Raw genomic sequence first — 25,890 nt, forward strand, 5'->3', positions numbered from 1 at the left:
CAGACTCTGTGTAATGAATCGCGCGATGATAGCATTATCTGTGGGCCTTTTTCCCCGGCCAGAATATCAATAGCAGCCCGACGAGGATCAGTGCCGCGCCCATCAGCTTGCCCCAGAGAAAAATTTCATTCATCCCAGGCAACCACAGTGCTGCCGTCCATACCAGCAGATAACTCAGACTCAACAGCGGATAAACCCGGCTCAGCGGCAGACGCTGTAAGGCCAGTAACCAGCACATCATCGACAGAGCGTAGGCCAGCAGCCCGCCGGAGAGCACCAGCGTGGGTAAAGAGACGCTGAGCAGCGCCGCGCTGAATAGCGCGAGCTGATCGATAGCGGGAAGCTGTACCATCGCCCACTTCATCATCAACTGCGCGGCACTGATCAGCAGCACACTGCAAAAAGCATACAGCAGGCCCATCAGGTATAGCTCCCCATCACCGCCACGCCGGCCACAATCAGCACAATGCCCAGTCCATGACGCCATGAAATCGCTTCCTGCCACAGCCAGCGCGCGGCTAAGGTCACAAAAATAAAGTTAAGACTCAGCATGGGGTAAGCGACCCCCACCGGCACAGTCTGCAACACACGCAGCCACACCAGCAGCGCCATCCCCAGCAGCAATATGCTTGCCGTCAGCCACACCAGAAAATGACAGCGACCCTCACGCACCGTCGCCTGCTTCTGGCACAACTGCCCGCCACAGCTCAGCAGGCTGGCCAGGACAATCAGCAGCATATTCACGGCTGCTGCCGATAGAGATAAAACAGCATCCGCCCTTGCTGGTAGAGACGGTCAGGTGCAGGGATACGCTCATCCACCTTGTTGTCCTCAGAGGCTAATTTCATCATCAACGATACATTACCTTCACGCCGATGCGCGCTCAGCCACTGCGCAAAATCCGCAGTAGAAATAAGACGATCGGCACCATCGGCATAGCCCAAACCGTAGGCCAGCTCACCCGGTTGGTCTAATAATAAAATATCGCTGCGCTTCAGTTCCCAGGCCAGCGCCGATGCCGTACCAATATTGTTCGACAGCACAAAGCGGCTCTGCTGCAAATCCCGGCTGAAATCGGCAATAAACGGCTGCGGCTGTTTGGAATTGATCACTTTATCGGGGATCGCCGCCCCCACCACCAGCGCCAGCCCCAACGGACACAGCGCCGCCAGCCGCCAGTGCTTCGCGCCCTCCACCAGGCTGGCCGCGCCCACCAGTGCCCAAAAGAGAAATGCTGTCGCCCCCAGCAGTACTTTAATCACCTCATGTCGGGCATACACCGGCTGCCTGAGCAGGCCCCAGGGGGCCACGATCAGCACCATCGCCAGCAGCAGCACAATCCCCACCACCAGATTGATCACGCCGTTGGCTTTCAGCCCGCGTCGCCCCGCGGCGGAGAGTGCCATCGCATGATGGGCCAGCAGCATCGCCAGCGGTGCAAAACAGGGCAGGATATAGGTCGGCAGTTTGCCTTTCGCCACACTGAAAAACAGCAGCGGCATCACCACCCAACCGAGTAAATAAGCGGAACCCACAGCGCCCTGCCGTTCCCGCCAGGCCCGATGTAGCGCCCCCGGCAGTAGACCAAGCCACGGCAGTGCCCCGGCAATCAGTACCGGAATGTAATACCAGAACGGTGCTTTGTGTTGAGCATCATTCTCAGCAAAGCGCTGAATATGCTCCACCCAGAAGAAATAATGCCAAAAGTCGGGTTCCTGTCGGGCAATACTGATGGCCCAGGGGGCCGAGATCAGCGCCGCGCTGAGCAAGGCCAGCGGTCCCCATAACATCAGCTCTTTCACACGGCGCTGCCAGACCATCCACGGCACAATTGCCACCACCGGAACCGCCAGCGCCAGAAAGCCTTTGGTCATAAACCCCATACCACAGGCCAGCCCCAGCAGTAACCAACCCGCTGTTTTCTGCCGCCGGCTTCCCCCCTGCCCAACCAGCCAGAAGCTGCACATCGCAGCCGTCAGCCATAGCGTGATCATCGGGTCCAGCACCGCATAAGTCCCGATGCAATAGACCAACATGCAGGTGAGGAAAATCACCGCAGACAACAGCGCCGTCGCACGCTTACGCCACAGACAAAACGCCAGCCAGTAAATCAGTAATGCACTGAGTGACACAGAAAGCACTGAGCCAAAACGCACGGCGAAGTTGTTGCCGCCAAAGATCCACTGACTGAGGTTATTGATCCAGTACCCGGCGATCGGCTTCTCAAAATAGCGCAGGTCAAGAAAGTGCGGCACCACCCAGTTCCCACTGACCAGCATTTCACGGCTGATCTCCGCATAGCGAACTTCATCCGGCTGCCACAGCGCCCGGAACTCAAGAGGGAGCAGGTAATAGAGTGCATACAACAGGGGCAGTAATAATGCATAACGGGTGTATTTCATCCACAATCACTCAGCGAGTTGCTGGCATCCCAGCCAACCTTCACGGCCGGGGAAGCTACCCCGAATCACTTTGCCTGTCGGCAGTTGCGAGAGGTCCTGCGGCAGCAGCTCGCCCAATGGACAGAAACGAATCCCCCGCTGTCGCGCCTCCGTCAGCAGTGCATCAAATTTGTCCGCCAGCACGATCCCTTCCGCTTCCGCATGGATGGTGTAAACCGGCACGCCCGGCTGGCGAGCGATCTCATCAAGGATGAAAGCGTTGTAGTGCGCAGGATCGACACGCGTCCCAGCCACTTCGTCCCACGTCGGTAACGTCACCGGGATTTGCACGGTTCCCAGCCGCCCATCTGGCAGTATTGGCCGGAAAGGCTCTGTGCCCCGACAATCGCTGTTATAACGAAAGTCAAAAGCCTGTTTAGCGGTGAGGACACGGCCATCGGCACGCCAGCCCGCTGCGGCTGAACAGGTTACGGGTTGCCCGGTCAGTTCGCTGAGTGCCTCAACGCCCCGGCGGACCTCTTCACTCAGCTTCCCTGCAGGCCATACGCCCGCCCAGGTCTGCCAGGCAAAATGATCCCAGGCGTGCATCCCTGTTTCATGCTGCAAGCTTGCCTGACGGATCGTATCGGCCAGCCCCTGGCCGATACGTCGTCCGGGCCAGGCTGTACCCGCCAGCAGAATGTCCCAGCCGTAGAGTGAAGCCGCGTTTGACCTCAGCATCTTCCACAGAAAGCGCGGTTTTAGCAGCCGCCATAAATGGCGGCCCATATTATCCGGCCCAACGCTGAAGAAAAAGCTGGCGCGGGTTTGCTGACGTTCAAGAATGGAGAGCAGGCGCGGCACACCGTCCCGGGTGCCGCGCCAGGTATCCACATCAATGCGTAAACCCACATTGATCATTCGACAATCTCGCCCTGTTCAACGGTTTGCAGGAAGAAGTCGAGCGTGGCATCAATGGTGTAGTTCATCGCCACCTCCGGCTGCCAGTTCAGCAGACGCTTCGCATTACGGATCGACGGTTTACGGTGCTCCACATCCTGATATCCCTTGCCATAATAGCTGCTACTTTCCACCTCGCGAAAACCGGCAAATGGCGGGAATTGGTGACGCAGCGGGTGCCGTTCAAAACTGGCCAGCAGCTGTTCGGCCAGCTCTTTAATACTGGCTTCGTTATCCGGGTTACCGATATTGATAATCTGACCATCGCAGTTCTGCTGCTTATTCTCGATAATCAGGAACAGCGCTTCAATGCCGTCACGGATATCGGTAAAGCAGCGCTTCTGCCGCCCGCCGTCAATCAACTTAATCGGCGATCCTTCCACCAGATTCAGGATCAACTGAGTAATGGCACGCGAGCTGCCGATACGTGCCGCGTTAAGGTTATCCAGGCGCGGTCCCATCCAGTTGAAAGGCCGGAACAGCGTAAACCGCAACCCCTCTTTTTCTCCATAAGCCCAGATCACCCGATCCAGTAACTGTTTCGAGACGGAATAGATCCAGCGCTGTTTATTGATCGGCCCGACCACCAGATTCGAGTGATCTTCATCGAAAGTGTCATCCGTACACATGCCATAGACCTCCGAGGTGGAGGGGAAAATAATGCGCTTTTTGTACTTCACACAATCGCGAATGATCTTCAGATTTTCTTCAAAATCCAGTTCAAACACGCGCAGCGGGTTGCGGGTGTATTCGATCGGCGTGGCAATCGCCACCAGGGGTAATACCACATCACATTTCTTAATGTGGTACTCGATCCACTCCGAGTGAATACTGATATCCCCTTCGACAAAATGAAAACGCTCGTGGCCCACGAAGCGGCTGATGGCATCAGAGCCAATGTCCAGCCCGAAAATTTCGAAATGATCATCGGCCAGCAGGCGCTCAGTCAGGTGGTTACCGATAAAGCCATTGACACCAAGGATCAGTACACGGGTTCTGCGTTTTGCCGCTGCCACCGGCTGGTTATGCAGCAGGGCACCGGCCACCAGCCCAAGGGTTTGCGCCAGTTGGCTGCCCTGCATGTAGACACCGCTCTCGCTTTGCCCGGTTACCACTTCCAACGCACCCTCTGCGCAGGCGACCACAAATGGCGAAACGGAAAGTACCGTACCGGGCTTTGTCACCGGCCAGTTGTGGCAGATTTTGGACTGCCAGATGATAAACTTCGCGGCCCCCACATAGCTGAACGCCCCCGGCCAGGGATCGGTGACCGCACGTACCAGGTTATGGGTACGTTGAACTGGCTGCTGCCAGTCGATGCGCCCGTCTTCCGGGGTCCGTCGTCCGACATAGGTGGCTTTGCGTTCATCCTGTTCGACGGCAATAAAACTGCCACGCAGAATGTCTGGCAGGCTGCGCATCAGCAGCTGTTTCGCACTCTCACACACTTTATAATGCAGCGTCAGCGCAGTATCTTCCGCCGCAATCGCCACCTTCTCACAGGCGATAATCGCCCCGGCATCGGCGCGTTTCACCATGCGATGCAGCGTGACACCGGTTTCTTCTTCACCGTCAACCAGCACCCAGTTCAGTGGCGCGCGGCCACGATACTTCGGCAACAATGAGGCATGCAGATTAAACGCCCCCACTGGCGCACAGGCGAGGATCTCGTCGCTCAGCATCTGGCGGTAGTGGAATGAGAAAATCACGTCAGGTTTCATCTCGCGGATGCGGTCAATCCACAGAGGATGGTTAACCTCCTCCGGCGCATAAACCGGCACACCCAACTGCGCGGCGGTACGTGCGACGGACCCGAAGAAGTGATTCTCGCCGGGATGATCCGCGTGGGTAAAAATCGCGCAGATGTCAAAACCCGCTTCAGCCAGCGCCCGGATCCCGGTGCAGCCCATATCATGGTAGGCAAAAACTACGGCTTTCATGATGATTTATCCTGTGTGGAGTTGGCGTCGCGGCTAACAACGCGCTGAATAAAATAACGGGGACGGGCGCGCACATCGTTGTAGATACGCCCGATATACTCGCCAAGCAGCCCCATGCCAATAAACTGTGCGCCGACAAAAATGAACAGCACGGCAAACAGCATAAATACCCCTTCTGCTGCCCACTGCGGGCCAAGGAACAGGCGCAGTCCAATCAGCAGCAGGGAAATTGCAAAACCCGCCAACGCAATCACGCTGCCAAACACGCTTAACAGCCGCAGTGGCGTGGTTGTCAGGCAGGTGATCAGGTCATACATCAGGTTGATCAGGCGCATCAGGCTATATTTGGAATCGCCAAATTCGCGTTCGGCGTGCAGCACCGGGATCTCTGTGGCCCGCCGGGCAAAGGTGTTCGCCAGAATAGGGATAAAAGTACTGCGCTCATGGCAGTGCAGCATGGCATCGACAATATGACGTCGGTAGGCTCGCAGCATGCAACCGTAGTCACCCATTGCTTTACCCGTGGTGCGTTGAATCAGATGATTGATCAGGCGTGAAGCACGCTTACGGAACCAGCTGTCCTGACGGTTTTGCCGCACGGTGCCCACCACGTCGTAGCCCTTCCGGGCCGTTTCCACCAGGCGCGGGATCTCTTCAGGGGGGTTTTGCAGGTCGGCATCAAGTGTGATAATCAGGTCACCGCTAACATGGCTGAAGCCGGCCATGATCGCCGAATGTTGGCCGTAGTTACGGTTCAGCAACACCGCCACAATATGGCTATCCGGTGCCTCTGCGGCGGCAGTGAGCATCTCGGCCGACGCATCGCTGCTGCCGTCATCGACCAGTAAAATTTCATAATCGATAGCCAGTTGCGCGCAGGCAGCCTCCGTACGGCGGAGCAGTTCGGGCAGGCTTTCCTGCTCGTTGTACACCGGGATCACAACGGAGAGTTTGTTGATCGGTTGTTCTGTCATCTCTTATCTCTTTGCCAGCTTACGCAGTGCCACAATCACGCGGCGGCCATCGTCGTCAGTCATTCCCGGAAACAGGGGAATCGAGCAGATACGCTCTGAGTTCCATTCGGTCTGCGGCAGGGACAGGTGAGGGAAGCGTTCACGATAATATTTCTGCGTATGCGCCGCCCGGAAGTGAAGCCCGCTGCCGATACCCTGCTCCTTCAGCGCCTGCATGAGTTCATCGCGGCTGATACCGCACAGCTCAGGGTCAACGCGCAGGATAAACAGGTGCCAGGCGTGGTGATGGGGCCAGTCAGGTTGTGTCAGAGGCAGGAACGGGGTATCGGAAAGCTCCTCGAGGTAACGCAACGCAATTTGCTCACGTCGGGCGTTGTTGGCTGTCAGCTTATCCAACTGCACCAGCGCAATCGCCGCATTGATATCGGCGAGGTTATATTTGAAGCCGGGCATGATCACTTCGGCCTGCGGCGCACGACCGTGGGTCTGACGATCAAAGGCATCGACACCCAGCCCGTGGAATTTCAGACTGCGCACGCGATCCGCCAGGGCATCATCATCGGTAACCACCAGCCCGCCTTCGGCACAGCTCATATTTTTAATCGCGTGAAATGAGAAAATTGCCGTACCGCGGCGACCCACATGCTGCCCGCGATAGTGAGTACCTGCTGCATGGGCCGCATCCTCGATAACCGCAATCCCCCGCTGTTCAGCCAGCGTGCGAATGGCATCGATATCAACCGGTGCTCCGGCATAATGTACCGGAATAATGGCTTTGGTCCGTGGGGTGATGGCCGCCTCAATCAACGCCGGTGTCACCATCAGCGTATCGCGGTCCACGTCGATCATCACCGGAGTCGCCCCCAGCAGAACGATCATATTCAGCGTTGAAACCCAGGTCAGCGAGGGGGTGATCACTTCATCACCCGGCCCTATTCCCAGTGCCATTAGCGTGACGTGCATCCCGGCCGTTGCCGAGCTAACGGCAATCGCATGACGATTCCCGGTAAGCTGGCAAAATGCCTGTTCAAGCTGCTGATTTTTGGGCCCGGTGGTGATCCATCCTGAACGCAACACCTCGGCGACGGCGGCCAGTTCTTCCGCACCCATTGCCGGACGTGAGAAAGGCAAAAAGTCTGTCATTGATTACATCCATTAAACAATTAACACCACGAATGATGAGTGAGGATAGCAGAGGCTGCGATTCCCCTCTCTCAACCCTGAACGAATCACTGCCTATTTTTCATTCTACTGGTCGTTATGCCCCCCCGTCTCATTTGAACAATAAAACGCCAATCATTGCCATGCAGCGTCAAAAGCGAGCAAAAAAGCATAGCAACATCCGGATATATGGAGCTTAAATGAAAATACTTAGGGGAAGATTAAGAGAAGCCAACTGAGGAAAGATTAAATCAGTCTGGTTGATGGATGGTTTAGCTATAAAAGGGGTTGTGTACTTATTCGCTTAGGAAAAACCTAAAATATAAAAAAAATTTCATTATTTTGTTGCAAAACATATTGGGATATACAGAAATGATAGTGGGCCAGCGGCACAAGGCCGGTGACCCGAAGCGGTATTATTTACGCGCATCCAGCAGCTGGGTGGCATTATCCGAAGTCACTTCCGTCCAGGGTACGGAGTAGCGTTTTGCTTTGCCATCATCCCACGCCATCTTATCGGCGTACTGTTTCCAGATAGTGGACTGCGGCTGGTAACTCTCCCCTTTCACCGCACGCACCGCGACATCAATCGAACCCTGCATCTGTGCGTGGGCATCCTGCAAGATGGACACCATCTCACCCGCCTGCACCGCGCGGATAGCGTCAGACACACCGTCTACCCCGGCGATAGCAAAATCTTTCACATTCAGATTGGCTCCTTTTATCGCTTCAATGGCACCCAGCGCCATTTCATCATTCTGCGCGATCACGCCGTTAATCTGGCCCCGGTGCTTCTGCAGCCAGTTCTCCATCAGCGGTAGCGCTTCAGCACGTGACCAGTTTGCGGTTTTGCGCTCCAGCACCTTCACATTCCCGGCGCCACATTCGGCAATGGCTTTATCGTTACCCTGACCGCGCTGGATCTCGCCGCTGCCGCCCTTCGGCCCTTCAATAATCACCACGTTGCCTTTGCAGTTGATTTTTTTCAGCACGGCCTTCGCTTCCAGATAGCCACCCAGCACGTCATCGGATACCACCTCAGAGGTCATTTTGTCGGTATTCAGTCGCGCATTGGTCACCACCACCGGAATTTTGGCTTCGTTGGCCATTGTCACCACGTCAATATTGGCTTCATAGTCCATCGGGTTGATGATGATGGCATCAACATGGGTCTGAATGGCGGTTTCTGCCTGATTATTCTGTACCAGCGGATCGTAACGGCCGTCATACACCGTCAGCTGTACTTCGCCGCTTTTTACTGCCGGGTGTTCTTTACCTGCTTTTTCCATCAGCTGTACAAATTCAGCTTTCATACCGTACATCAGTACCGCTATTTTAATCGGTGCGGCCTGGGCAATCACGCTGCTGCCCATTAACAGACCGGACGTCAGCAACGCTATTTTAGTCAACTTATTCATGAAAACTCCTGGTTATGTAGGGTGATATTTTTATGTCATCAGGAAAATATGATTAATCGCGTTGTTGTTTACGCGACGGGTCAAGCAACACTGCCACCACAATTAATGCCCCTTTAATAATCTGCTGGTAATAAGACTGAACGCCCAGCAGATCCAGGCCATTATTCATGACGCCAATAATTAAAATACCGAACAGCGTGCCGACCAGCGTACCCACGCCGCCCGCCATACTGGTGCCACCAATCACCACTGCCGCTATCGCATCCAGCTCATAGGCAGCCCCGGCATTGGTCTGCGCCGAGCCGGTGCGTGCCGTCAGGATAAGGCCAGCAATCCCCGCCAGCGCGGCACACAGGGTGTAGACCAGCACTTTGATTTTCACCACGCTGATCCCGGAGGTGCGGGCACTTTTTTGATTCCCCCCGACGGCATAGACATAGCGGCCAAACAGCGTTTTATTCAGCAGTATCCAGGCCAGTGCAAACAACACGATAAAAATAATCACCGGTAGCGGGATGCCCAGCAGATACCCGTTACCCAGGGCGCGAAAGTCAGGGTTTAGCTGTGATACCGGATTACCATCGGTGGTCAGCAGTGCCAGGCCACGCGCTGCCGACAGCATTCCCATGGTGACAATAAACGGTTGCAGGCGGTAGCGAGCCAGAATCGTACCGTTCAGCAGGCCACAGACAATGCCGATCCCCAGCGCGACGATTAACGGCATAATGACCGCATGTGCCGTATCACCGATGGCCAGCCCGCTGTTGGTGGTGGCAAAGCGCGCCGCGACAATGCCGCTTAGCGCCAGAACAGAGCCGACCGACAGATCCACCCCGGCGGTAATAATAACAAAGGTCATTCCGATGGCGAGAATGCCATTAATAGACACCTGGCGTAATACAATCAGCGTATTTTCATGACTGAGAAAATAATTACTGCTCCACGCACCGTTCGCGACCTGCACTTCACCAATTACGGTGACAATCAGGCACAGCACAAAAAAGGCGATAATAATGCCGTATTTATGCATCCGGCGTTTATTACGCGTAAAGAAAGACAGCCCTGGAGTCAGAGAAGATGTCGAATTCATTACAATTACTCTCTCGTTATAAAAAGATTATTACACCGCCAGCTTCATTAATTCAGCCTGGGTGGCATTTTCAGCCGACAGTTCTCCGGCCAGCGCGCCATCTTTAAAGACTAATATACGGTCGCTCATTCCAATAATTTCTGACAGTTCGGAGGACACCATAATAATGCCGCGATCCTTGAGCGCGAATTCCGACATAAAACGGTAGATCTCTTTTTTGGCTCCCACATCAATCCCGCGCGTCGGCTCATCCAGCAGCATCACCTGAGGTTCCAGCAGCGCCCAGCGCCCCAGCACCACTTTTTGCTGATTACCCCCGCTGAGATTGCCCACCAGCTGGTCGCCATCGGGGGTTTTCACATTAAAACGCGCAATCATCTCACGGGTACGCTGGCGCTCTTTGCTGTCACTAATAAACCCGGCGCGGCTGATGGCGGGAAACGAGGCGATATTAATGTTCTCATTCACCGAACGGCATAGCACCAACCCGGTTTCTTTCCGATCTTCAGTGACATAGGCAATCCCACTGTCGATAGCCTCTCTGGGCGAATGCCGCCCGAGGATCTTCTCCCCCAGTTGAATGGTGCCGCTGTGCGCATGTTCGATTCCAAAGATCAGATCGAGAAATTCGCTGCGCCCGGAACCCACCAACCCGTAGATCCCGAGGATCTCACCGCGCCTCAGCGTCAGGCTGATATCGCGCACCTTCTTGCCCCAGCACAGGTTATTCACCTGCATCATCACTTCTTCACCTGGCTGGTTGAACTTGGCAAATTCACTGTCAAATTCGCCGCCAATAATGTGCTCAATCAGCTGTTCACGAGTGATATCGCCCAGCAGCCCTTCATGGATATAGCTGCCGTCACGGAAGATGGTATAGCTGTCAGCAATCTGGAAAATTTCTGCCAGGCGGTGAGAAACATAAATAATCCCTTTGCCTTTCTCCGCCAGCCGGGTGATGGCCTGGAAGATCTTCTGCACGTCCTCTTCACCGATGGCCGAGGTCGGTTCATCCATAATGATGATATCGGCGTTGGCGTGTGACAGGGCTTTAGCAATCTCGACCAACTGCTGTTCAGCCACGCTGAGGTTGCGCATTTTTTCCGTTGGCGACAGGGTAAAATGCAGGTCAGCCAGCAGCTCCGCCGTTTGTCGGTTCATCCGGCCAAAATCGACAAAGCCAAAGCGACGCGGCTCGCGACCCAGCCAGATATTCTCCGCCACCGTCAGGTCAGCAATGGTGCTCAGTTCCTGCTGCACAATAGCGATCCCTGCGGCAAGCGCTTCTTTCGGGTGGGAGAATTCACAGCGCTTTCCATTAATAAAGATGTCGCCGCTGTCCGGCTGAATAAAGCCCATCAAGATGCTGAGAAAGGTCGACTTGCCGGCACCGTTACCGCCACACAGCGCATGGATCGAACCACGACGCAGACAGAACTCTGCATTTTTCAGCGCCACCACCGGCCCGAAGCTCTTTTTCACCCCGCTGACTTCCAGCAGCATGGCAGCCTGGGATTCATCTGCTAACTGACTCATAACGTCACCTCATATTCTTTCTGCAACCGATGCAGATAGCGCTGATAAAGGTCAGCATAGCGGCGCTGCCGTTCAGCGTCTGGCCGGGCACGGGTGCTCTCATCCAACTGTACAAACTGCTGGCACAGCCGGGCCAGCAGTGCGGCGGCAGGCTGAGGGCTGCCCGACGCCAGACGGTGGCACCAGATAGCCTGGATCGCGGCGCCCAGCGCCGCGCTCTCTTTCTCCTGCGGGCAGACCACGGGGCAGTTCATCACATCGGCAACAATCTGCCGCCAGCGCGGGCTGTTGGCTCCGCCCCCGGTGAGGCGGATTTCACTGACCTCAATGCCCTGCTGGCGAAACAGATCCAGTCCATAACGCAGACCGTAAGTCGCCCCTTCCACCACCGCCAGGCAGAGGTTGGCCGGGGTGAAATTATTACTGTCGAGGTTGTACAGACTGGCCCGGGCTCCGGGCAGCTCCGGCACACGTTCGCCGTTAAAGAATGGCAGCATCAGCATGCCGCCTGCCCCGGGTTCCGCCTCTTCCAGCGCACGATTAAACGCCACCACATCCTGTTGCAGCAGGTTCTGTACCGCGGTACTGGCCGAGGTCACATTCATGGTGCAGATCAGCGGCAACCAGCCATTACTGCTGGAGCAAAAACCGGCGATCATCGCCGAATCCGCCACCACCGGGCTGTCAGCGCAGGAGAACAACGTCCCGGAGGTGCCGAGACTCATGGTCAGCATGCCCGGCTGGATATTGCCAGTGCCGATGGCCGCCATCATATTGTCGCCGCCGCCGCTGGCAACCAGCGTACCGGCACGCAGCCCCAGCACCTGAATAGCACGTTCGCACACGATGCCAACAGGCTGTTCTGCCGACACCAGTGGCGGCAGCGCACGCCATAAACGCCCGCTGTTATCAATCAGCTCGACGGTGCGGCGATCCCAGCAGCGCTGGCGAATATCAAACAATCCGCTACCCGAGGCATCGCCATACTCTGCGCGCCGTTCACCGGTCAGCCAAAAATTCAGATAATCATGCGGTAGCAGCATGGTCGCCAGCCGCTGCCACAGTTCCGGGTGCTGCTGACGGAACCATAAGATTTTCGAGGCGGTATAGCCAGTGGCCAGGGTGAGCCCCAGCTGCGCCAGCGATCCCTCCTCTCCCCCTAACTGCGCCAGCAGCCAGGCATTTTCTTCGGCAGTGCTGGTGTCACACCACAGCTTGACCGTATGTAGCACCTCTCCCGCCTCATCCAGCGCCACAAAGCCATGCTGCTGCCCGGAAACCGCCAGCGCAGCGATCTGCGCCGGGTCGATACCCGCTGCTGCCACGGCCTGGTGAAAAGCCTCTTTCAACGCCGTAATCCACCATTCAGCCTGCTGCTCACGCCTGCCGGATGCGTCGCTGATCAGCGCGTGGGGTGCACTGCCGCTCCCGAGAATAGTGCCGTGCTGGTCATCAACAATCACCACCTTGGTGCCTTGCGTACCACAGTCAATGCCCGCATACAGCGCCATGACTTACTCCATTTCCAGCATGATTTTGATATCGGTCGGGTTGCCTGCGGCTGCGCGTTCAAAGGCGGCCACACTGTCGGCAAATTTATAGGTCTGGGTGATCAGCGGCTGCACCCGCAGCTTGCCGGAACTCAGCAGGCGCAGGGTACGCGGATACATATTGGCGTAGCGGAAAATGGTCTTAAAGGTCACTTCTTTAGCCTGAGCCGCGACAATATCCATCGGCGCGGCATCCACCGGCATACCGACCAGCACGGCTGTTCCCCCCGGTGCAATATGCTGGCTGATGCTGGCGATGGCCGGTTTGGCCCCGCTGCACTCAAACACCACATCAACGCCGTTGCCACTGGTCAGCTGCGCCACTTTTTGCGCCAGAGCATCCCCTTTACTGTTCACCGCATGCAGGCCGGTATAGTTGGCCGCCACCTGCAGTTTTTCGTCGAACAGGTCACAGATAATGACATCCGAGCAACCGCCCGCCAGAGCAGCCAGGGCAGTGACCACGCCAATCGGCCCGGCACCGATCACCAGCGCAATATCGCCGGGTTTGATCGCGGCTTTGGTCGCCGCATGCATGCCGATCGCCAACGGTTCCACCATGGCGCCTTCGGCAAAGCTGACGTTATCCGGCAGTTTGAAGGTAAAGGCCGCTGGGTGGATCACCGTTTCACGCAGGCAGCCGTGAACCGGCGGTGTTGCCCAGAAACGCACGGCCGGGTCAAGGTTGTAGATCCCGGCGCGCGACTGTGCCGACTGCATATCCGGAATACCTGGCTCCATACACACACGATCGCCAGGCTGCACATGCCGAACGGCGCTACCCACTGCCAGCACGACACCTGAGGCTTCATGGCCCAGCACCATCGGAGCGTTAACCACAAACGGCCCGATGCGACCGTGTTGATAATAGTGAACGTCACTGCCGCAGATACCCACAGAGTGAATTTTGATCTGCACATCGGTATCGCCCAGATGTTCGCTGAACTCCCGATCCTCGATGGCAATTTTACCTGCCTGCTGCAGTACCAATGCTTTCATGGATGACTCCCTGTTGATAATAAAATGATACCGTTAACATCAATATGACGCCGATAGTAAAAGAAATGCCGTGATAAATGTGTGAGCACGGTTAAAATTTTAGCATTTTTGTAACTCAGGGAGAAAAAACGGGGCAATAATGGCATCAGACAAGCGATAAAGATCAAAAACACTCACACAAAAAATGATATCGATAACAACACAATCATTAGAGGATCATCATGAGCGCACATCAACAGGCCATCAGCCAGACCCTTCACTACCTGCGGGAAGCGTCGATATTGCTCACCGCGGCTGAGCAACAGCAGATCGAGATCGCCACCTTTGGCCTGCCAGACTACCCCCTCTCCGGCCTGCAACTGCTCACCTATATCAACAGTCCGCGCTACTGCGCCAAGGAGCTGGTACTGTTTCCACACCAGACCTGTCCGGAGCATCTGCACCCGCCGTTTAACGGCACACCCGGTAAACAGGAGACATTCCGCTGTCGATGGGGCGAGGTGTGGTTATTTGTTGATGATGAGAGCCTGACCCTGAATAACGGCACCTGCCAGCCACCGAAAGGGGCGGAACAGTGGTATACCGCACAGCACTTTATTTTGCTGCGGCCTGGCGAGCAGTACACCATTGCCCCCAACACCCGCCACTGGTTCCAGGCCGGCAAGCAGGGTGCAGTGGTGTCGGAATTCTCTTCGGAAAGCCGTGATGACCTTGATGTGTTTACGGACCCGCGCGTTAACCGCCTCGGCTGAGCCTGTAGCGGATTGATTCGCATCATGTCTGGGGATCTGTCATGATACATCAATGGTACAAAATGATTTGATATCCAGGAGTTCACCTTGCCGTCAGGCCGGAAAGTTAAAGCCACGCTCTCAAGCGTGGCAGCAGAAGCAAACGTCAGCAAAATCACCGTCTCCCGCGCCTTTACCCATCCGGAAAAAGTGCATCCGGACACCCTGAAACGGGTGCTGGCCACCGCCACAGAGATGGGCTACGTGGTGAACACCGCAGCGCGTAATCTGCGCGCGCGTGACAGTAAAACCATCGGTATTGTAAATCCGGATATGAACAACCCGTTTTTCGGGGGGCTGACCCGGTTGATGACGCTCGAAGCGGAAAAAGCGGGGTACGATACGCTGATTTTTGATTCGCGGGAGTCGCAGGAGCATGAGAACCGTATCATCGATAAGCTGATCGGCTATAACGTTGATGCCATCGTCCTGTCGGTAATCTCGTCAGACTGCAACTACCATCCCGCTTATCTGCACCGGCTGGAAACGCTGAATATCCCGGTGATTCTGGTCGATAGAGAGCTGGATGCCAGCGCCTGTAGCGGCGTTTATATTGATAATCTTGACTGCGGCCTGCAGGCGGGCCGTTATCTGCTGGAACAGCAGGCGCAGCGTGTGGTGGTGGTTTCCGGGCCACAGGACTCCAACGTGGCACGCGAGCGCGTGACCGGCCTGAGCGCGGCCTTGCAGGGAAAAATCGCCAGTTTCGAGGTCCTGTACGCCGATTTTTTGATGGACGTTGCCGCCAGAGTCACCAGTGAATATCTTGACCACCACACCCCACCGGACTATTTCGTCGGCTGTAATAACCAGATATCGCAGGGGATCATTAAATCCTGCATCGATCATCAGCTGAATCCAATGCAGGACGTTTCGCTGTTCAGCATTGATGAGATCTCACATGCACCGATATACGGCTTCCACTTCCCGTGTATTGCCCATGATTTGCATGAGATGGCCTGGCAGGTGATCAATCTGGCGGTCCGCCGGGCCACCGAAAGTGAAGTCAAACCGGGTAAAGTGATTGTTCGTGGTAAAATGGTCGTACCCTAATCAACTGAAGGAACGACTGATGAAAAACCCTACACTGCCGCCTGCTCTGCTGACCCTGCTTGACGGCTCAATACCTGAAAGCCATCGGTATCAGGCGATTCGTCTGTCCAGCGTGGGTGAAAATGGCTGGCCCTATGCGGCACAGCTGAGCCTGGGGGAAATCATTGCCTGCTCCCCGAATGAGCTGCTGTTTGCCATCTGGCCAGACTCCACCACCACGCGCAATCTGAAGCGGGATGGCAGGATCACGCTGGCACTGGTGCTCAATGATGCGGTGGTGGAGATTCAGGCACTGGCAGAGGCACGCCCGGAAACGCTGACCGATCTTAAACTGGCGGTATTCAGCGCTGAGGTTAAGCAGGTGATCGCCCATCGGGCACCTTATGCCACGGTGACCAGTGGGTTAACGTTCAGTCTGAACGATGAAGTAGCGGCGCTGGCCCGCTGGCGGGAACAGATTACGGCGCTGAAAGCGCTGGCATAAAAAAAGGGCGACTTCACAGTCGCCCTTTTGCTTTGCGGGTCAGGCATGCCTGACCCCTACAGGATTGTCGTCGGTACGAGTCAAACAGGCCGGACATACCCGGCCCCTACGAAGAGCGATCTTGCTTTGCATCATTCGTAGGGGCGAAGCATGCCTGCCCCCTACAGGATTGTCGTCGGTACGAGTCAAACAGACCGGACATACCCAGCCCCTACGAAGAGCAATCTTGCTTTGCATCATTCGTAGGGGCGAAGCATGCCTGACCCCTACAGGATTGTCGTCGGTACGAGTCAAACAGGCCGGACACGCCCGGCCCCTACGAAGAGCGATCTTGCATTGCATCGTTCGTAGGCGCGAGGCATGCCTCGCCCGAGGTTAACCGCCGTTATTTGCTGTCAGGCAGCGCATAAGCTTTCACGTAATCACCCAGCTTGGTGCCGAACGAACCGTGGCCACCCGCAACGATCAGCACATACTGCTTACCGTTCACTTCATAGGTCATTGGTGTTGCCTGGCCGCCTGCTGGCAGACGCGCTTCCCACAGCTGTTTGCCGTTAGAAACGTTGAAAGCACGCAGGTAGTTATCGGCGGTGGCCGCAATGAAGAACACGTTACCGGCCGTCGTTACCGGTGCACCCAGCATTGGCATACCCATTTTAAACGGCAGCGGAACCGGTGAGCTGTCGCGCACGGTGCCGATACGTTTTTTCCACACGATATCGTTGGTTTTCAGGTCAACCGCAGAAATATAGCCCCATGAAGGCTGTTTGCAGGGGAAGCCCAGCGGAGACAGGAACGGATTCAGCGTCACGCCGTACGGCAGGCCGTACTGTGGCTGAACGCCGGACTCAGTACCGGTACCGCCCTTATCATTCTCATCCGGCTCAATCGGGTTACCCGGACCACGTGGGATCAGACGGGAAACAAACGGCAGCGCCATTGGGTTAGTGACCGCAACCTGACGATCGGTATCCACGGCGATACCACCCCACTCGAACATACCGAGGTTACCCGGGAACACCAGAGTGCCCTGCTCAGATGGCGGAGTGAACGGACCTTCATAACGTAACTGGTGGAACATCACACGACAAATCAGCTGATCGTAGATAGTGGCACCCCACATATCTTTCCCGGCCAGCTGGGCTTTCGGGCGGAAGCTCAGTTCAGAGTAAGGCTGCGTAGGGGAAACGTGATCGCCCTTGGCTGCGCCACCCGGAACCTTCATTTCCGGTGCCGGAACAACAGGCTTACCGTTGGTACGATTGAGCACAAAGATGTCACCGGTTTTGGTCGGAATGTAGATGACCGGAACCTTGTTACCGTCTTTGTCGTTGATATCAGCCAGCGTTGGCTGTGCCGGAACGTCCATATCCCACAGATCGTGGTGAACCGTCTGATAGAACCAGGCCAGCTTACCGGTGGTGGCATTCAGTGCCAGCATACCCGTGGCGAAGCGCTCCATTTCCGGGGTACGGTGACCGCCCCAGATATCAGGGGTCGAAACACCAATTGGCAGGTAAACCAGGTCCAGTTTGGCATCGTAAGACGCCGGAGCCCATGAGTTCGGAGAGTTCGGCGTGTAGTGCTGCTCGCCTTCCGCAATCACGTTCGGATCTTTCGCGCCGGTATCGAAGGCCCACAGCAGTTTACCTGTGTTGACATCGAAACCACGGATCACACCGGACGGCTCTTTGGTTGAGTAGTTATCGGTGACCGCACCGGCCATCACAATAGTGGTGCTGGTGATGATAGGCGGTGACGTTGGTTCGTAAGAACCCACTTTATTGTAAGGCAGATTGCTCTGCAGGTTCAGCTTACCGTTGTCGCCGAATTCCGGGCACAGAGCGCCGGTTTCAGCGTCCAGCGCATACAGACTACCGTCATTGACCGGCAGTAACACGCGGCGTGAGCACAGCGCAGGCTGAGTTCCGGCCGGGGTCGCTGCGGCTTCTGGCGTCTGGTAGTAAGACACACCACGACAGGTCACATGCTGGAACGTCGGGTCCGTCTTCATCTTCGGATCAAACTTCCACTTCTGCTTACCCGTCGCCGCATCCAGCGCAAACAGCTGCTGGTGCGCAGTACACAGATACAAAGCATCGCCGATTTTGATTGGCGTGACTTCGTTGGTGATCTCACCCGGATCGTTAGGTGTTTTCAGGTCGCCGGTCTGGAAGGTCCAGGCTTCCTGCAGCTTATCAACGTTAGTGTCGTTAACCTGCTTCAGCGGGGAGTAACGCGTACCGCCCTGCGTACGACCATAAGCCGGCCAGTCACCTGCCGGAATACCGTCGTCAGCCGGGGCCGCCGCGGCCTGATCCTGGCTCAGCGTGCCGTTGATTTCCTGCGGGTCGTTAAACACCGAGTAAGCCAGCACCGCGACCACAAACACCAGCACGGCTGAAAGTGCCACGCGAGGGAATGTACCCGTTGAACCCAGGCCACGCCAGATGAACGGCAGCACCATCCACAGGCCGAGGAAGAAGGTGACGTCCAGACGCGGTGTCAGCGCCCAGAAGTCGGAACCCACTTCCCACAGTGACCAGATAGTGGTCGCCAGCAGAAAGAGTGCGTAGAACAGCAGCGCTGCGCCACGGCGGCGATACAGCATAAAAGCTGTGATCAGCAGAACCACACCAGCGATGATGTAGTAGAGCGAGCCACCCAGTTTAGCCAACCAGATACCGCCAATTAACAGATACAGACCACTCAGAGTGGCGAAAATCGCTGTTAACAGGATCAGTATTCTTGATGCTTTACTTTGCATAGTTTGAACCTTACCAAAATTTAAAGTCATCGATTAAGCGAGAGCCCAATCTTTTAGTTTTATACTTCCTATCCATACGGTGTCGTTGGCCCGCCACTGCAGGCGCTTCAGCAGGCCATTACTGGATTCGTTGCCGTATTGTCTTCGGCGAAATACTCAGAACTGATACGTCATGGTGGCACCGCCGCCCCAGTTACGCCCCGGTGCAGGTTCGTAGTAGCGGTTATTGCCTTCATTCACGATAACGGAGCCGACGTACTCACGGTCGAACAGGTTATCGACGCGGCCAAACAGGTCCAGCGACCACTGGCTCCAGTTGAAACGGTAGCCACTGTTTAGGCTGGTCACGGCGTAGGACGGTGCCTGCGCATCGTTCGCATCATTGGCCTGAATGTCACTCATATAACGAATATCGGCACCGGCATGCCAGCCGCTTTCCGGTGCATACGCCAGTGAAGCGTAGCCCATATTGCGCGCAATACCGGGCAGGCGGTTACCCGCAGGGGTACAGCTTGTACCTGTCGCATTACAGGTTTCATTGCGGTACGTGGCATCCAGCAATGTCCACGCCAGCTTCAGGTGCCAGTCCATCGCGAACTGCTGGTCAAAGCCCAGCTCCAGGCCACGACGGCGCGTCTCTCCGGCATTTTTATACACGGCACGCCCACCGGAGCTGCTGTCGACCACCAGCTCGTTATCGGTATTGGTCTGGAACACAGCGGCGGTCAGCAGGCCATAACCGATGCGGGTTTTACTGCCCAGTTCAACGGTGTCGCTGGTCGCGGGTTTCAGCCCCAGGTTCAGACCGGTCTGCGTACCGGAAGTCGAACGGTAAGAAAGCTCATTAATCGTCGGGGTTTCAAACCCACGCCCGGCAGAAGCATAAAGATTCCATGCATCGGTCACCGCATAGTTCACCGAGCCCATCGGCAGCAGCTTGTGATAGCGCGCGCTGCCGCTGTCATCACCGTTAACACTGGTTATATAGTAGTCGGTGGAATCAAAGTTCACCGTGCTGTAGCGCAACCCGGCATCCAGCGTCCACTTTGGCGTCAGCTGCCAGCTAGTTTGCAGATAGGGATCGAGGTTCCACATGCTGTTTTTTTCGTTACGGCGCTGCTCGCCCTTTTCACCGAACTGGTTAACCCCGTTGACCGTATTGTAGTTCTGGAAGCCCTGACGGCGTTCGGTCATGGTTTCATAGTCGAGGCCGCCAATCAGCGTCACCGGTACAGAGCCGAGCTGACCGTCGTGCTTCCAGCGGGTATCCACTCCCTGATATTTACGCTCCAGCACAATGACGCCGCCCGGATAGGTAGCGAGCTGCTGAGTACCATAAGGGATCGACTGATATTGCGTAGTGTGGCGCTCACCGTGCCAGGTGGTCAGCGTCAGTTGGTCATTTTCACTCATCTCACGCTGATAACGCAGGCCGACCTGAGTCTGGTCGAGGCTCTTACGGGTATTAAAGTTATCGCCACGCGGCGACTGGCGCGGATTGGCTTTATATTCTTCTTCCGTCAGACCACCGGGATCGTTAGCATCCACGGAGACGCTGTTAAACATCAGCGTCAGGGTACTGACATCATCAAGACGCACGCCGAGCTTACCGTTACCGAGGCTTTTCTGCGTACCGCTGTGGTCGCGGAAGCCGTGGGTGGTAAAGCGCGAACCGGAAATCGTGTAATTCACGTCCCCCGCCTGGGTGCCATCACCGGTGGCGCCGCTGGCTTTGACGCTGTTACGCCATGAGCCGTAGCTGCCGAAGTAAGTGCCCGCTTCCAGCGTGGTGGGCTGGCTGCCTGTTTCGCTGTCAATATTCACCACGCCGCCGGACGCATTGCCGTACAGCGCAGAATAAGGCCCACGCAGCACTTCCACCTTGCCCACCGAGTTAATATCAATGTTCGACGTCTGCCCCTGCCCATCCGGCATGGTGGCGGGAATGCCATCAACATACAGCCGCACGCCGCGCACACCGTACATGGAACGGCTGCCGAAGCCGCGCACGGACAGTTGCAGATCCTGAGCATAGTTCTGGCGATTCTGAATTTGCAGCCCCGGCACGCCGCCAAGGTTTTCGGAAAGGTTCACCTGAGCGCTGGCACGGCGCAGCTCGTCGCCGTCCACCACGCTGACCGCTGCCGGGGTATCCAGTTCGGACAGGCCCGTGCGCTGTTTAATCACCATCAGGGACGATTCCTGTCCCTGAACAGGGGCGGCATCGGTAGACGTTTGTGCATAGCTGACAGCAGCAGGCGTCATCAGAAACAGAGGCGTCAGAAAGTAAGCAGAGGTTTTATTATTCACTGGAATTATTCGATAAGTAAAAATAATGCTAAAAGTCTTACCCGGCCCAGCCCGGTAAGCGCCCGACGTTCCCTGACGTACACGGCTTTGTCTTCACCAGGCAACCTCGTCAAAAGTATATAACCCCTGGTCAGGTTTGCTCAGTTCATCGACAAAGAACGCTTCCCTGTTACGCGCTGACGTCTTTTTCTGTGCGGCAGTTACGCGTCCCTGCCAGCACTTATGTGATGCATGTCACAAAACGGTGGCGATTGTAGCACTCATTAATTTGCTTGCGAACTATTGTTAACGTTTTGGCTGAATTGATTCATTTTAACGTTACAAAATAGAGGGTTATTGAATCTTATGCTACACAGCGATAGTGAACACTAACTATCCAGAGAAGCATGACTCTACAATGACGTTATTATCGGGCCGGGCTATAATCAGTCGCATCACACCCAATGTGGAACCGCCACTAACAGGATGTACTATGCCGAATTCAGGACACTGGCTGTTGCCCTCTCTCCCTTCACCGCAGCGTGCCATCCGTATACTGTTGCCTTCGCTGGTCTTTCTGCTTGCTGCGTGCTCCTCAGACTATAAAGGTCAGTCGTGTCCCGGGGAGATACAAACCTTGACCGGGCAACCGCAGGGGGCCACCCAGGCGATGATTATTGACCGCTTCAGCTCATTCTCCGTTGAGTTGCCAGACCTCAGGCTCGACAGCGGGCCACTACAGTCCAACGATCGCCAGCTCTATATTCCCTCAGCCACCACGCCGGATGGCTGGCTGGCACAGCGTATTTCCGATCATCGTTTCGCGATTATTAACGCCCCGAAAGACCAGGCGATCACCTTTACCTGCCCTTAACCTGCGAGAACTTCTGCCGATGTCCACCCGTCAATTGATTACTAACCGACACACTTTTTTTGGCCGCGGTAGCCTGCAACAACTGGTCCCGCTGCTGAACGATCCGCTATTGCCCACGCTGCTGTTCTGTGGCCGTTCGTTTCTTAACGGCAGCGCCTGGCAACAGCTTCAACCCCAGCTGGAGCCCCTGCTGTGCGGCGTGGAAATCGTCAGTCATGAAGCTTCCCCTGATGAGATCGATGCCTGGGTGGCACGCTGGCGTGATAAGGCTAAACGCGTGGTCGCTATTGGCGGCGGCAGCGTGCTGGATGCTGCCAAAGCGGTTGCCGCACTCAGCCAGCATCCGCTTAATACCCTGCGCTATCTGGAAAAAGTCGGCGATACCGCCGTGAGTGGTGCCACACTTCCGCTGATTGCGATCCCCACTACGGCGGGAACGGGCAGCGAAGTGACGCAAAATGCCGTGATCACCGACAAAAATAAGCTCAACGTCAAAGCGTCATTACGCCACGCTAACTTTGTGCCGCAAATAGCGATCCTCGACCCAGACCTGCTGCGCGGTGCGTCAGATCATGTGCTGGCCTGCTGCGGTATCGATGCCTTTACGCACCTGTTTGAAGCTTATCTCTCCCAGAACGGCAATGCCTTTACCCAACAGACCGCCATCAGTGGGATGCGGGCCTTTATGCGCGGCTGGGCGGCGCTTAATCAGGAGGATGAAGCTGGTAATGAGGCGCGTGAACAGATGATGATGGCGTCATGGCTCGGCGGGCAGAGCCTGAGCATGGCCGGGCTGGGCGTGATCCACGGTATCGCCGGAGAGCTGGGTGCTATCAGGGATTTCCATCATGGGGAAGTGTGCGGTCGCCTGCTGCTGCCGTTCCTGCATCTGCTGAATGAGAGCGAACATCCGCAGCAGATCGCCCTGATGCAGCAGCTGGGTGCGGCCCTGTTCCCGCTGGGAGAAGGGGCAACGGCAAGACGGCTGGCCAGTTGGCTGACCGATAACGCGATTCACCCGTTCTGGCAATCTCCTCCCGCCCTGAACAAACAAGAGATCGACTGGGTTCTGGCCCGTTCTAACAGCAAAAACAGCCTGGTGACCTACAGCGTGGAACAACAGCGCTGGCTGCTGGAGCAGGCCTACCCGGGCGCAGATTAAGCACGGATGCCGGACACACTGTGGAGAGGTGCCCGGCATTGCGTTAAGGAAGTTTAAAGATTCCGTTAAACCCGGCGACTTCAGACTTTTACCCTTGTTCAACCGCCCGCCAGACGCCACATTCCTTCTGTCTGAACATTGATTCAATCGCAAGGAATAATAAGATGAAAAAGATCGCCACGATTGCCCTCTCGGTCATGATTTGTGCCAGCAGCAGTCTGAGTGCCTTTGCTCAGGGTCCCGGTAATGGCCCAGACCAGCAGCAGCCGGTCAAACATCCACAGCAGCCACAGCATCAACCACAGCAGAAAAGCCCGCAACAAGGTCATGACGCACGGCCCCAGCATACATCGCAGCATCAACAGCGTAGTCACCAGCAGGCAGAGCATCAGCAGAAGCCTGACTTCCGCCGGGGCCACGCCCTGCCGCAGCAGTATCGGGGGAAAGGGTATCAGGTCAGTGACTGGAAAAAACGCGGATTGAAATCGCCGCCATCCGGTCATCGCTGGATGAACGTTGACGGCAATTATGTCTTGATTGCGGTGGCGACCGGCGTAATTGCCTCGGTGATTGCACACCAGTAATAATAGAGGGCGAGGCGTGCCTCGCCCCTACAAATACCGCCTCCCGCCAGGGGTCGGGTATCCCCGATCCTACAAATACCCCCTCCCGCCAGGGGGCGGGTATCCCCGATCCTACAAATACCGCCTCCCGCCAGGGGTCGGGTATCCCCGATCCTACAAATACCGCCTCCCGGTAGGGGTCGGGCATGCCCGACCCTTTCCATCAACGCTTAGAAAGAACTCCAGTTATCATCCACAGCTGCCGCCGCAGGTTTCGCTAAACGCGCGGCGGGCGCAATGGCCGGTACTTTCTTCTGATGAGTTTCGACCGGAACACGGCGATCGGCCTGCAACCTGAATGCCGATACCAGTTGGCTCAGGGTCGATGCCTGCTCCTGCAACGACTGCGATGCCGCCGACGCTTCTTCAACCAGCGCGGCGTTCTGCTGGGTCACGCTATCCATCTGACCAATCGCCAGGTGAACCTGCTCGATGCCCTGGCTCTGCTCAGAGGTCGCCGCAGCCATTTCACCGACAATATCCGCCACCTGACGAATTGACCCCTGCACCTTAGCCATGTTCTCACCGACGTCGGCCGCCTGCACTGCGCCACTCTCCACCAGCTGCGCGGAGGTGACAATCAGATCTTTAATCTCACGGGCAGCGGTTGAGGAACGCTGGGCCAGGTTACGTACTTCGCTCGCCACCACGGCAAAACCACGCCCCTGCTCACCGGCACGTGCCGCTTCTACCGCCGCATTCAGTGCCAGGATGTTGGTCTGGAAGGCAATGCCTTCAATCAGCCCGGTGATGTCAGAAATTTTACTGGAGCTGATTTTGATTTTATCCATCGTGCCGACCATCGCAGCAACGGCATTCCCACTGTGGACTGACAGATCGTTAGCGGTGCTGGCAAGAGAGCTGGCCTGACGGGCATTTTCGGCGCTCTGTTTGACCGTATCGTTCAGGGTGCTGATGCTGGCGGAGGTTTGCTCCAGTGAGGCAGCCTGTTCTTCGGTACGCGCAGAAAGATCTTCGTTACCCGCAGCAATCTGGGTGGATGCAGAACTGACAGACTGAGCGGAAGAGGTCACCGAGCCAAGCACGCCGGAAACACGCGCCATCAGGCTGTTAAAGGCTGCAGCCGTTTTACCAATCTCATCGCTACGCGTCGCATCTGCCTGCTGGCTGAGATCCAGCGTCTCGCTGACCGACACCATCAGGTTCTGAAGACCGTTCAGGCTGTTACGCACGCTGAAGATGGTTTTCACCGCCAGCAGGCCCAGCACAATGATCGCCGCAGCGGCAAAAATCAGCATGCCCCAGAAGACCTTGCTGTAAATCTCGGCATTCTCGCGGCGCAGATCGTTACCGATATCAATATTGACCTGAATCTGTGCTTTCAGGCCTTCAGACAGTTTACGTACCACGGCACCCACACCGTTTTCGCCCTGCAATAATGGCAGAGATTTCGCATCATCGTGGGCACGTGAAACGCTGTAAAACGCCGGTAACGATCCCTGGATCGCGGTAATCGTCCCCAGCGCTTCCTGGGTCATCGTGCGGTCGAGGTCGCTGGAGATGTCATTAGCCATGTAGTAGTCGGTCAGCGTTTTCAGTTGGCCGACAATCTGGTCAATTTTAGCTTCGATGGCGGGCTGCTTGCTGTCGTCGTTCTCACTTTGATGCTCATACAGCGCCAGGCTCAGTTCACTGGCCGCGCTGATGGCTTTATCCAGGTCTTTAATACTGGGAATGGCGTTAACCTGCACATACTCAAAACGGGACTGGAAGCCGCTTATCGCTGAAAGGGAATATGCCGACAGCGCGATCAACGACAGCGCCAGTAAGGTGAAAATCAAGAACAGCCGTTTAGTTATGGTCATACGATATCCCCG

Annotated in this window: 21 protein-coding genes; 6 read left to right on the forward strand and 15 right to left on the reverse strand. The window is 56.1% G+C overall.

Translation table 11 applies throughout. The annotated features are described in order from the left end of the window. Positions 1-34: 34 nt before the first annotated feature. From arnF to HHI26_RS05390, 12 genes are all read right to left on the reverse strand, one after another. Complete coding sequence (arnF, locus tag HHI26_RS05335; protein WP_171148749.1) at positions 35-421, reverse strand: 4-amino-4-deoxy-L-arabinose-phosphoundecaprenol flippase subunit ArnF; 387 nt, start codon at positions 419-421, stop codon at positions 35-37. Then, positions 421-744 carry a 4-amino-4-deoxy-L-arabinose-phosphoundecaprenol flippase subunit ArnE gene (gene arnE / locus HHI26_RS05340; RefSeq protein WP_171148750.1) on the reverse strand — a complete coding sequence of 108 codons (324 nt, stop codon included), beginning with the start codon at positions 742-744 and terminating at the stop codon, positions 421-423. Before arnE ends, arnF begins: the two co-directional genes overlap by 1 nt. Beyond that, positions 741-2,402, reverse strand: coding sequence for a lipid IV(A) 4-amino-4-deoxy-L-arabinosyltransferase (arnT, locus tag HHI26_RS05345; RefSeq protein WP_171148751.1), 1,662 nt, complete (start codon positions 2,400-2,402; stop codon positions 741-743). The genes arnE and arnT overlap by 4 nt, the downstream gene beginning before the upstream one ends. 6 nt (positions 2,403-2,408) lie before the next feature. Continuing rightward, positions 2,409-3,302 (reverse strand): 4-deoxy-4-formamido-L-arabinose-phosphoundecaprenol deformylase, encoded by an 894-nt coding sequence (arnD, locus tag HHI26_RS05350; RefSeq protein WP_133845647.1) that lies wholly within the window; start codon positions 3,300-3,302, stop codon positions 2,409-2,411. Then, positions 3,299-5,281 (reverse strand): bifunctional UDP-4-amino-4-deoxy-L-arabinose formyltransferase/UDP-glucuronic acid oxidase ArnA, encoded by a 1,983-nt coding sequence (gene arnA / locus HHI26_RS05355; RefSeq protein ID WP_167864123.1) that lies wholly within the window; start codon positions 5,279-5,281, stop codon positions 3,299-3,301. The genes arnD and arnA overlap by 4 nt, the downstream gene beginning before the upstream one ends. Continuing rightward, positions 5,278-6,255 carry an undecaprenyl-phosphate 4-deoxy-4-formamido-L-arabinose transferase gene (arnC, locus tag HHI26_RS05360; protein ID WP_133845649.1) on the reverse strand — a complete coding sequence of 326 codons (978 nt, stop codon included), beginning with the start codon at positions 6,253-6,255 and terminating at the stop codon, positions 5,278-5,280. Before arnC ends, arnA begins: the two co-directional genes overlap by 4 nt. A 3-nt stretch (positions 6,256-6,258) precedes the next feature. Then, entirely contained in the window at positions 6,259-7,398 is a 1,140-nt protein-coding gene (arnB, locus tag HHI26_RS05365; RefSeq protein WP_159337453.1) for a UDP-4-amino-4-deoxy-L-arabinose aminotransferase, read from the reverse strand. A 434-nt stretch (positions 7,399-7,832) separates the two neighbouring features. Beyond that, positions 7,833-8,834 (reverse strand): substrate-binding domain-containing protein, encoded by a 1,002-nt coding sequence (locus HHI26_RS05370; RefSeq protein WP_159337454.1) that lies wholly within the window; start codon positions 8,832-8,834, stop codon positions 7,833-7,835. 52 nt (positions 8,835-8,886) lie between these two features. Next, positions 8,887-9,924 carry an ABC transporter permease gene (locus tag HHI26_RS05375; protein ID WP_133845652.1) on the reverse strand — a complete coding sequence of 346 codons (1,038 nt, stop codon included), beginning with the start codon at positions 9,922-9,924 and terminating at the stop codon, positions 8,887-8,889. 30 nt (positions 9,925-9,954) lie between these two features. Next, positions 9,955-11,460 carry a sugar ABC transporter ATP-binding protein gene (locus tag HHI26_RS05380; protein ID WP_133845653.1) on the reverse strand — a complete coding sequence of 502 codons (1,506 nt, stop codon included), beginning with the start codon at positions 11,458-11,460 and terminating at the stop codon, positions 9,955-9,957. Beyond that, complete coding sequence (gene xylB, locus HHI26_RS05385; protein WP_171148752.1) at positions 11,457-12,971, reverse strand: xylulokinase; 1,515 nt, start codon at positions 12,969-12,971, stop codon at positions 11,457-11,459. Before xylB ends, HHI26_RS05380 begins: the two co-directional genes overlap by 4 nt. Before the next feature lie 3 nt (positions 12,972-12,974). Next, positions 12,975-14,009 (reverse strand): NAD(P)-dependent alcohol dehydrogenase, encoded by a 1,035-nt coding sequence (locus tag HHI26_RS05390; RefSeq protein WP_133845655.1) that lies wholly within the window; start codon positions 14,007-14,009, stop codon positions 12,975-12,977. A 221-nt stretch (positions 14,010-14,230) separates the two neighbouring features. Between HHI26_RS05390 and HHI26_RS05395 the strand changes: the two genes are divergently transcribed. From HHI26_RS05395 to HHI26_RS05405, 3 genes are all read left to right on the forward strand, one after another. Then, on the forward strand, positions 14,231-14,761 hold the full coding sequence (locus tag HHI26_RS05395; RefSeq protein ID WP_171148753.1) for a D-lyxose/D-mannose family sugar isomerase: 531 nt from the start codon (positions 14,231-14,233) through the stop codon (positions 14,759-14,761). An 87-nt stretch (positions 14,762-14,848) separates the two neighbouring features. Continuing rightward, the gene (locus HHI26_RS05400) at positions 14,849-15,853 is read left to right on the forward strand and encodes a LacI family DNA-binding transcriptional regulator (protein ID WP_205945424.1); all 1,005 of its coding nucleotides are present in this window, start codon (positions 14,849-14,851) and stop codon (positions 15,851-15,853) included. A 19-nt stretch (positions 15,854-15,872) separates the two neighbouring features. Then, positions 15,873-16,337 carry a pyridoxamine 5-phosphate oxidase gene (locus HHI26_RS05405; protein WP_171148754.1) on the forward strand — a complete coding sequence of 155 codons (465 nt, stop codon included), beginning with the start codon at positions 15,873-15,875 and terminating at the stop codon, positions 16,335-16,337. 385 nt (positions 16,338-16,722) lie between these two features. On the opposite strand, the gene HHI26_RS05410 is transcribed toward HHI26_RS05405, so the two are convergent. Beyond that, positions 16,723-19,104, reverse strand: coding sequence for a glucose/quinate/shikimate family membrane-bound PQQ-dependent dehydrogenase (locus HHI26_RS05410; protein WP_171148755.1), 2,382 nt, complete (start codon positions 19,102-19,104; stop codon positions 16,723-16,725). A gap of 156 nt (positions 19,105-19,260) precedes the next feature. Further along, positions 19,261-21,414 carry a TonB-dependent receptor PqqU gene (gene pqqU, locus HHI26_RS05415; protein WP_171148756.1) on the reverse strand — a complete coding sequence of 718 codons (2,154 nt, stop codon included), beginning with the start codon at positions 21,412-21,414 and terminating at the stop codon, positions 19,261-19,263. A gap of 472 nt (positions 21,415-21,886) precedes the next feature. Here pqqU and HHI26_RS05420 point away from each other — a divergent pair, with 472 nt between their 5' ends. The 3 genes from HHI26_RS05420 (at position 21,887) to HHI26_RS05430 (ending at position 24,013) form a co-directional block, all read left to right on the forward strand. Next, positions 21,887-22,267 (forward strand): hypothetical protein, encoded by a 381-nt coding sequence (locus HHI26_RS05420; protein ID WP_133845659.1) that lies wholly within the window; start codon positions 21,887-21,889, stop codon positions 22,265-22,267. A 19-nt stretch (positions 22,268-22,286) separates the two neighbouring features. Next, a complete protein-coding gene (locus HHI26_RS05425; RefSeq protein WP_133845660.1) occupies positions 22,287-23,429 on the forward strand; it encodes an iron-containing alcohol dehydrogenase in 1,143 nt (380 codons plus the stop codon). Positions 23,430-23,593: 164 nt separating this feature from the next. After that, entirely contained in the window at positions 23,594-24,013 is a 420-nt protein-coding gene (locus HHI26_RS05430; protein WP_167864116.1) for an RcnB family protein, read from the forward strand. A gap of 209 nt (positions 24,014-24,222) precedes the next feature. On the opposite strand, the gene HHI26_RS05435 is transcribed toward HHI26_RS05430, so the two are convergent. Next, positions 24,223-25,878, reverse strand: coding sequence for a methyl-accepting chemotaxis protein (locus HHI26_RS05435; RefSeq protein WP_133845662.1), 1,656 nt, complete (start codon positions 25,876-25,878; stop codon positions 24,223-24,225). Positions 25,879-25,890: the final 12 nt, after the last annotated feature.

This window comes from Erwinia sp. JH02, assembly GCF_013074405.1.
Taxonomy (GTDB): domain Bacteria; phylum Pseudomonadota; class Gammaproteobacteria; order Enterobacterales; family Enterobacteriaceae; genus Erwinia; species Erwinia rhapontici.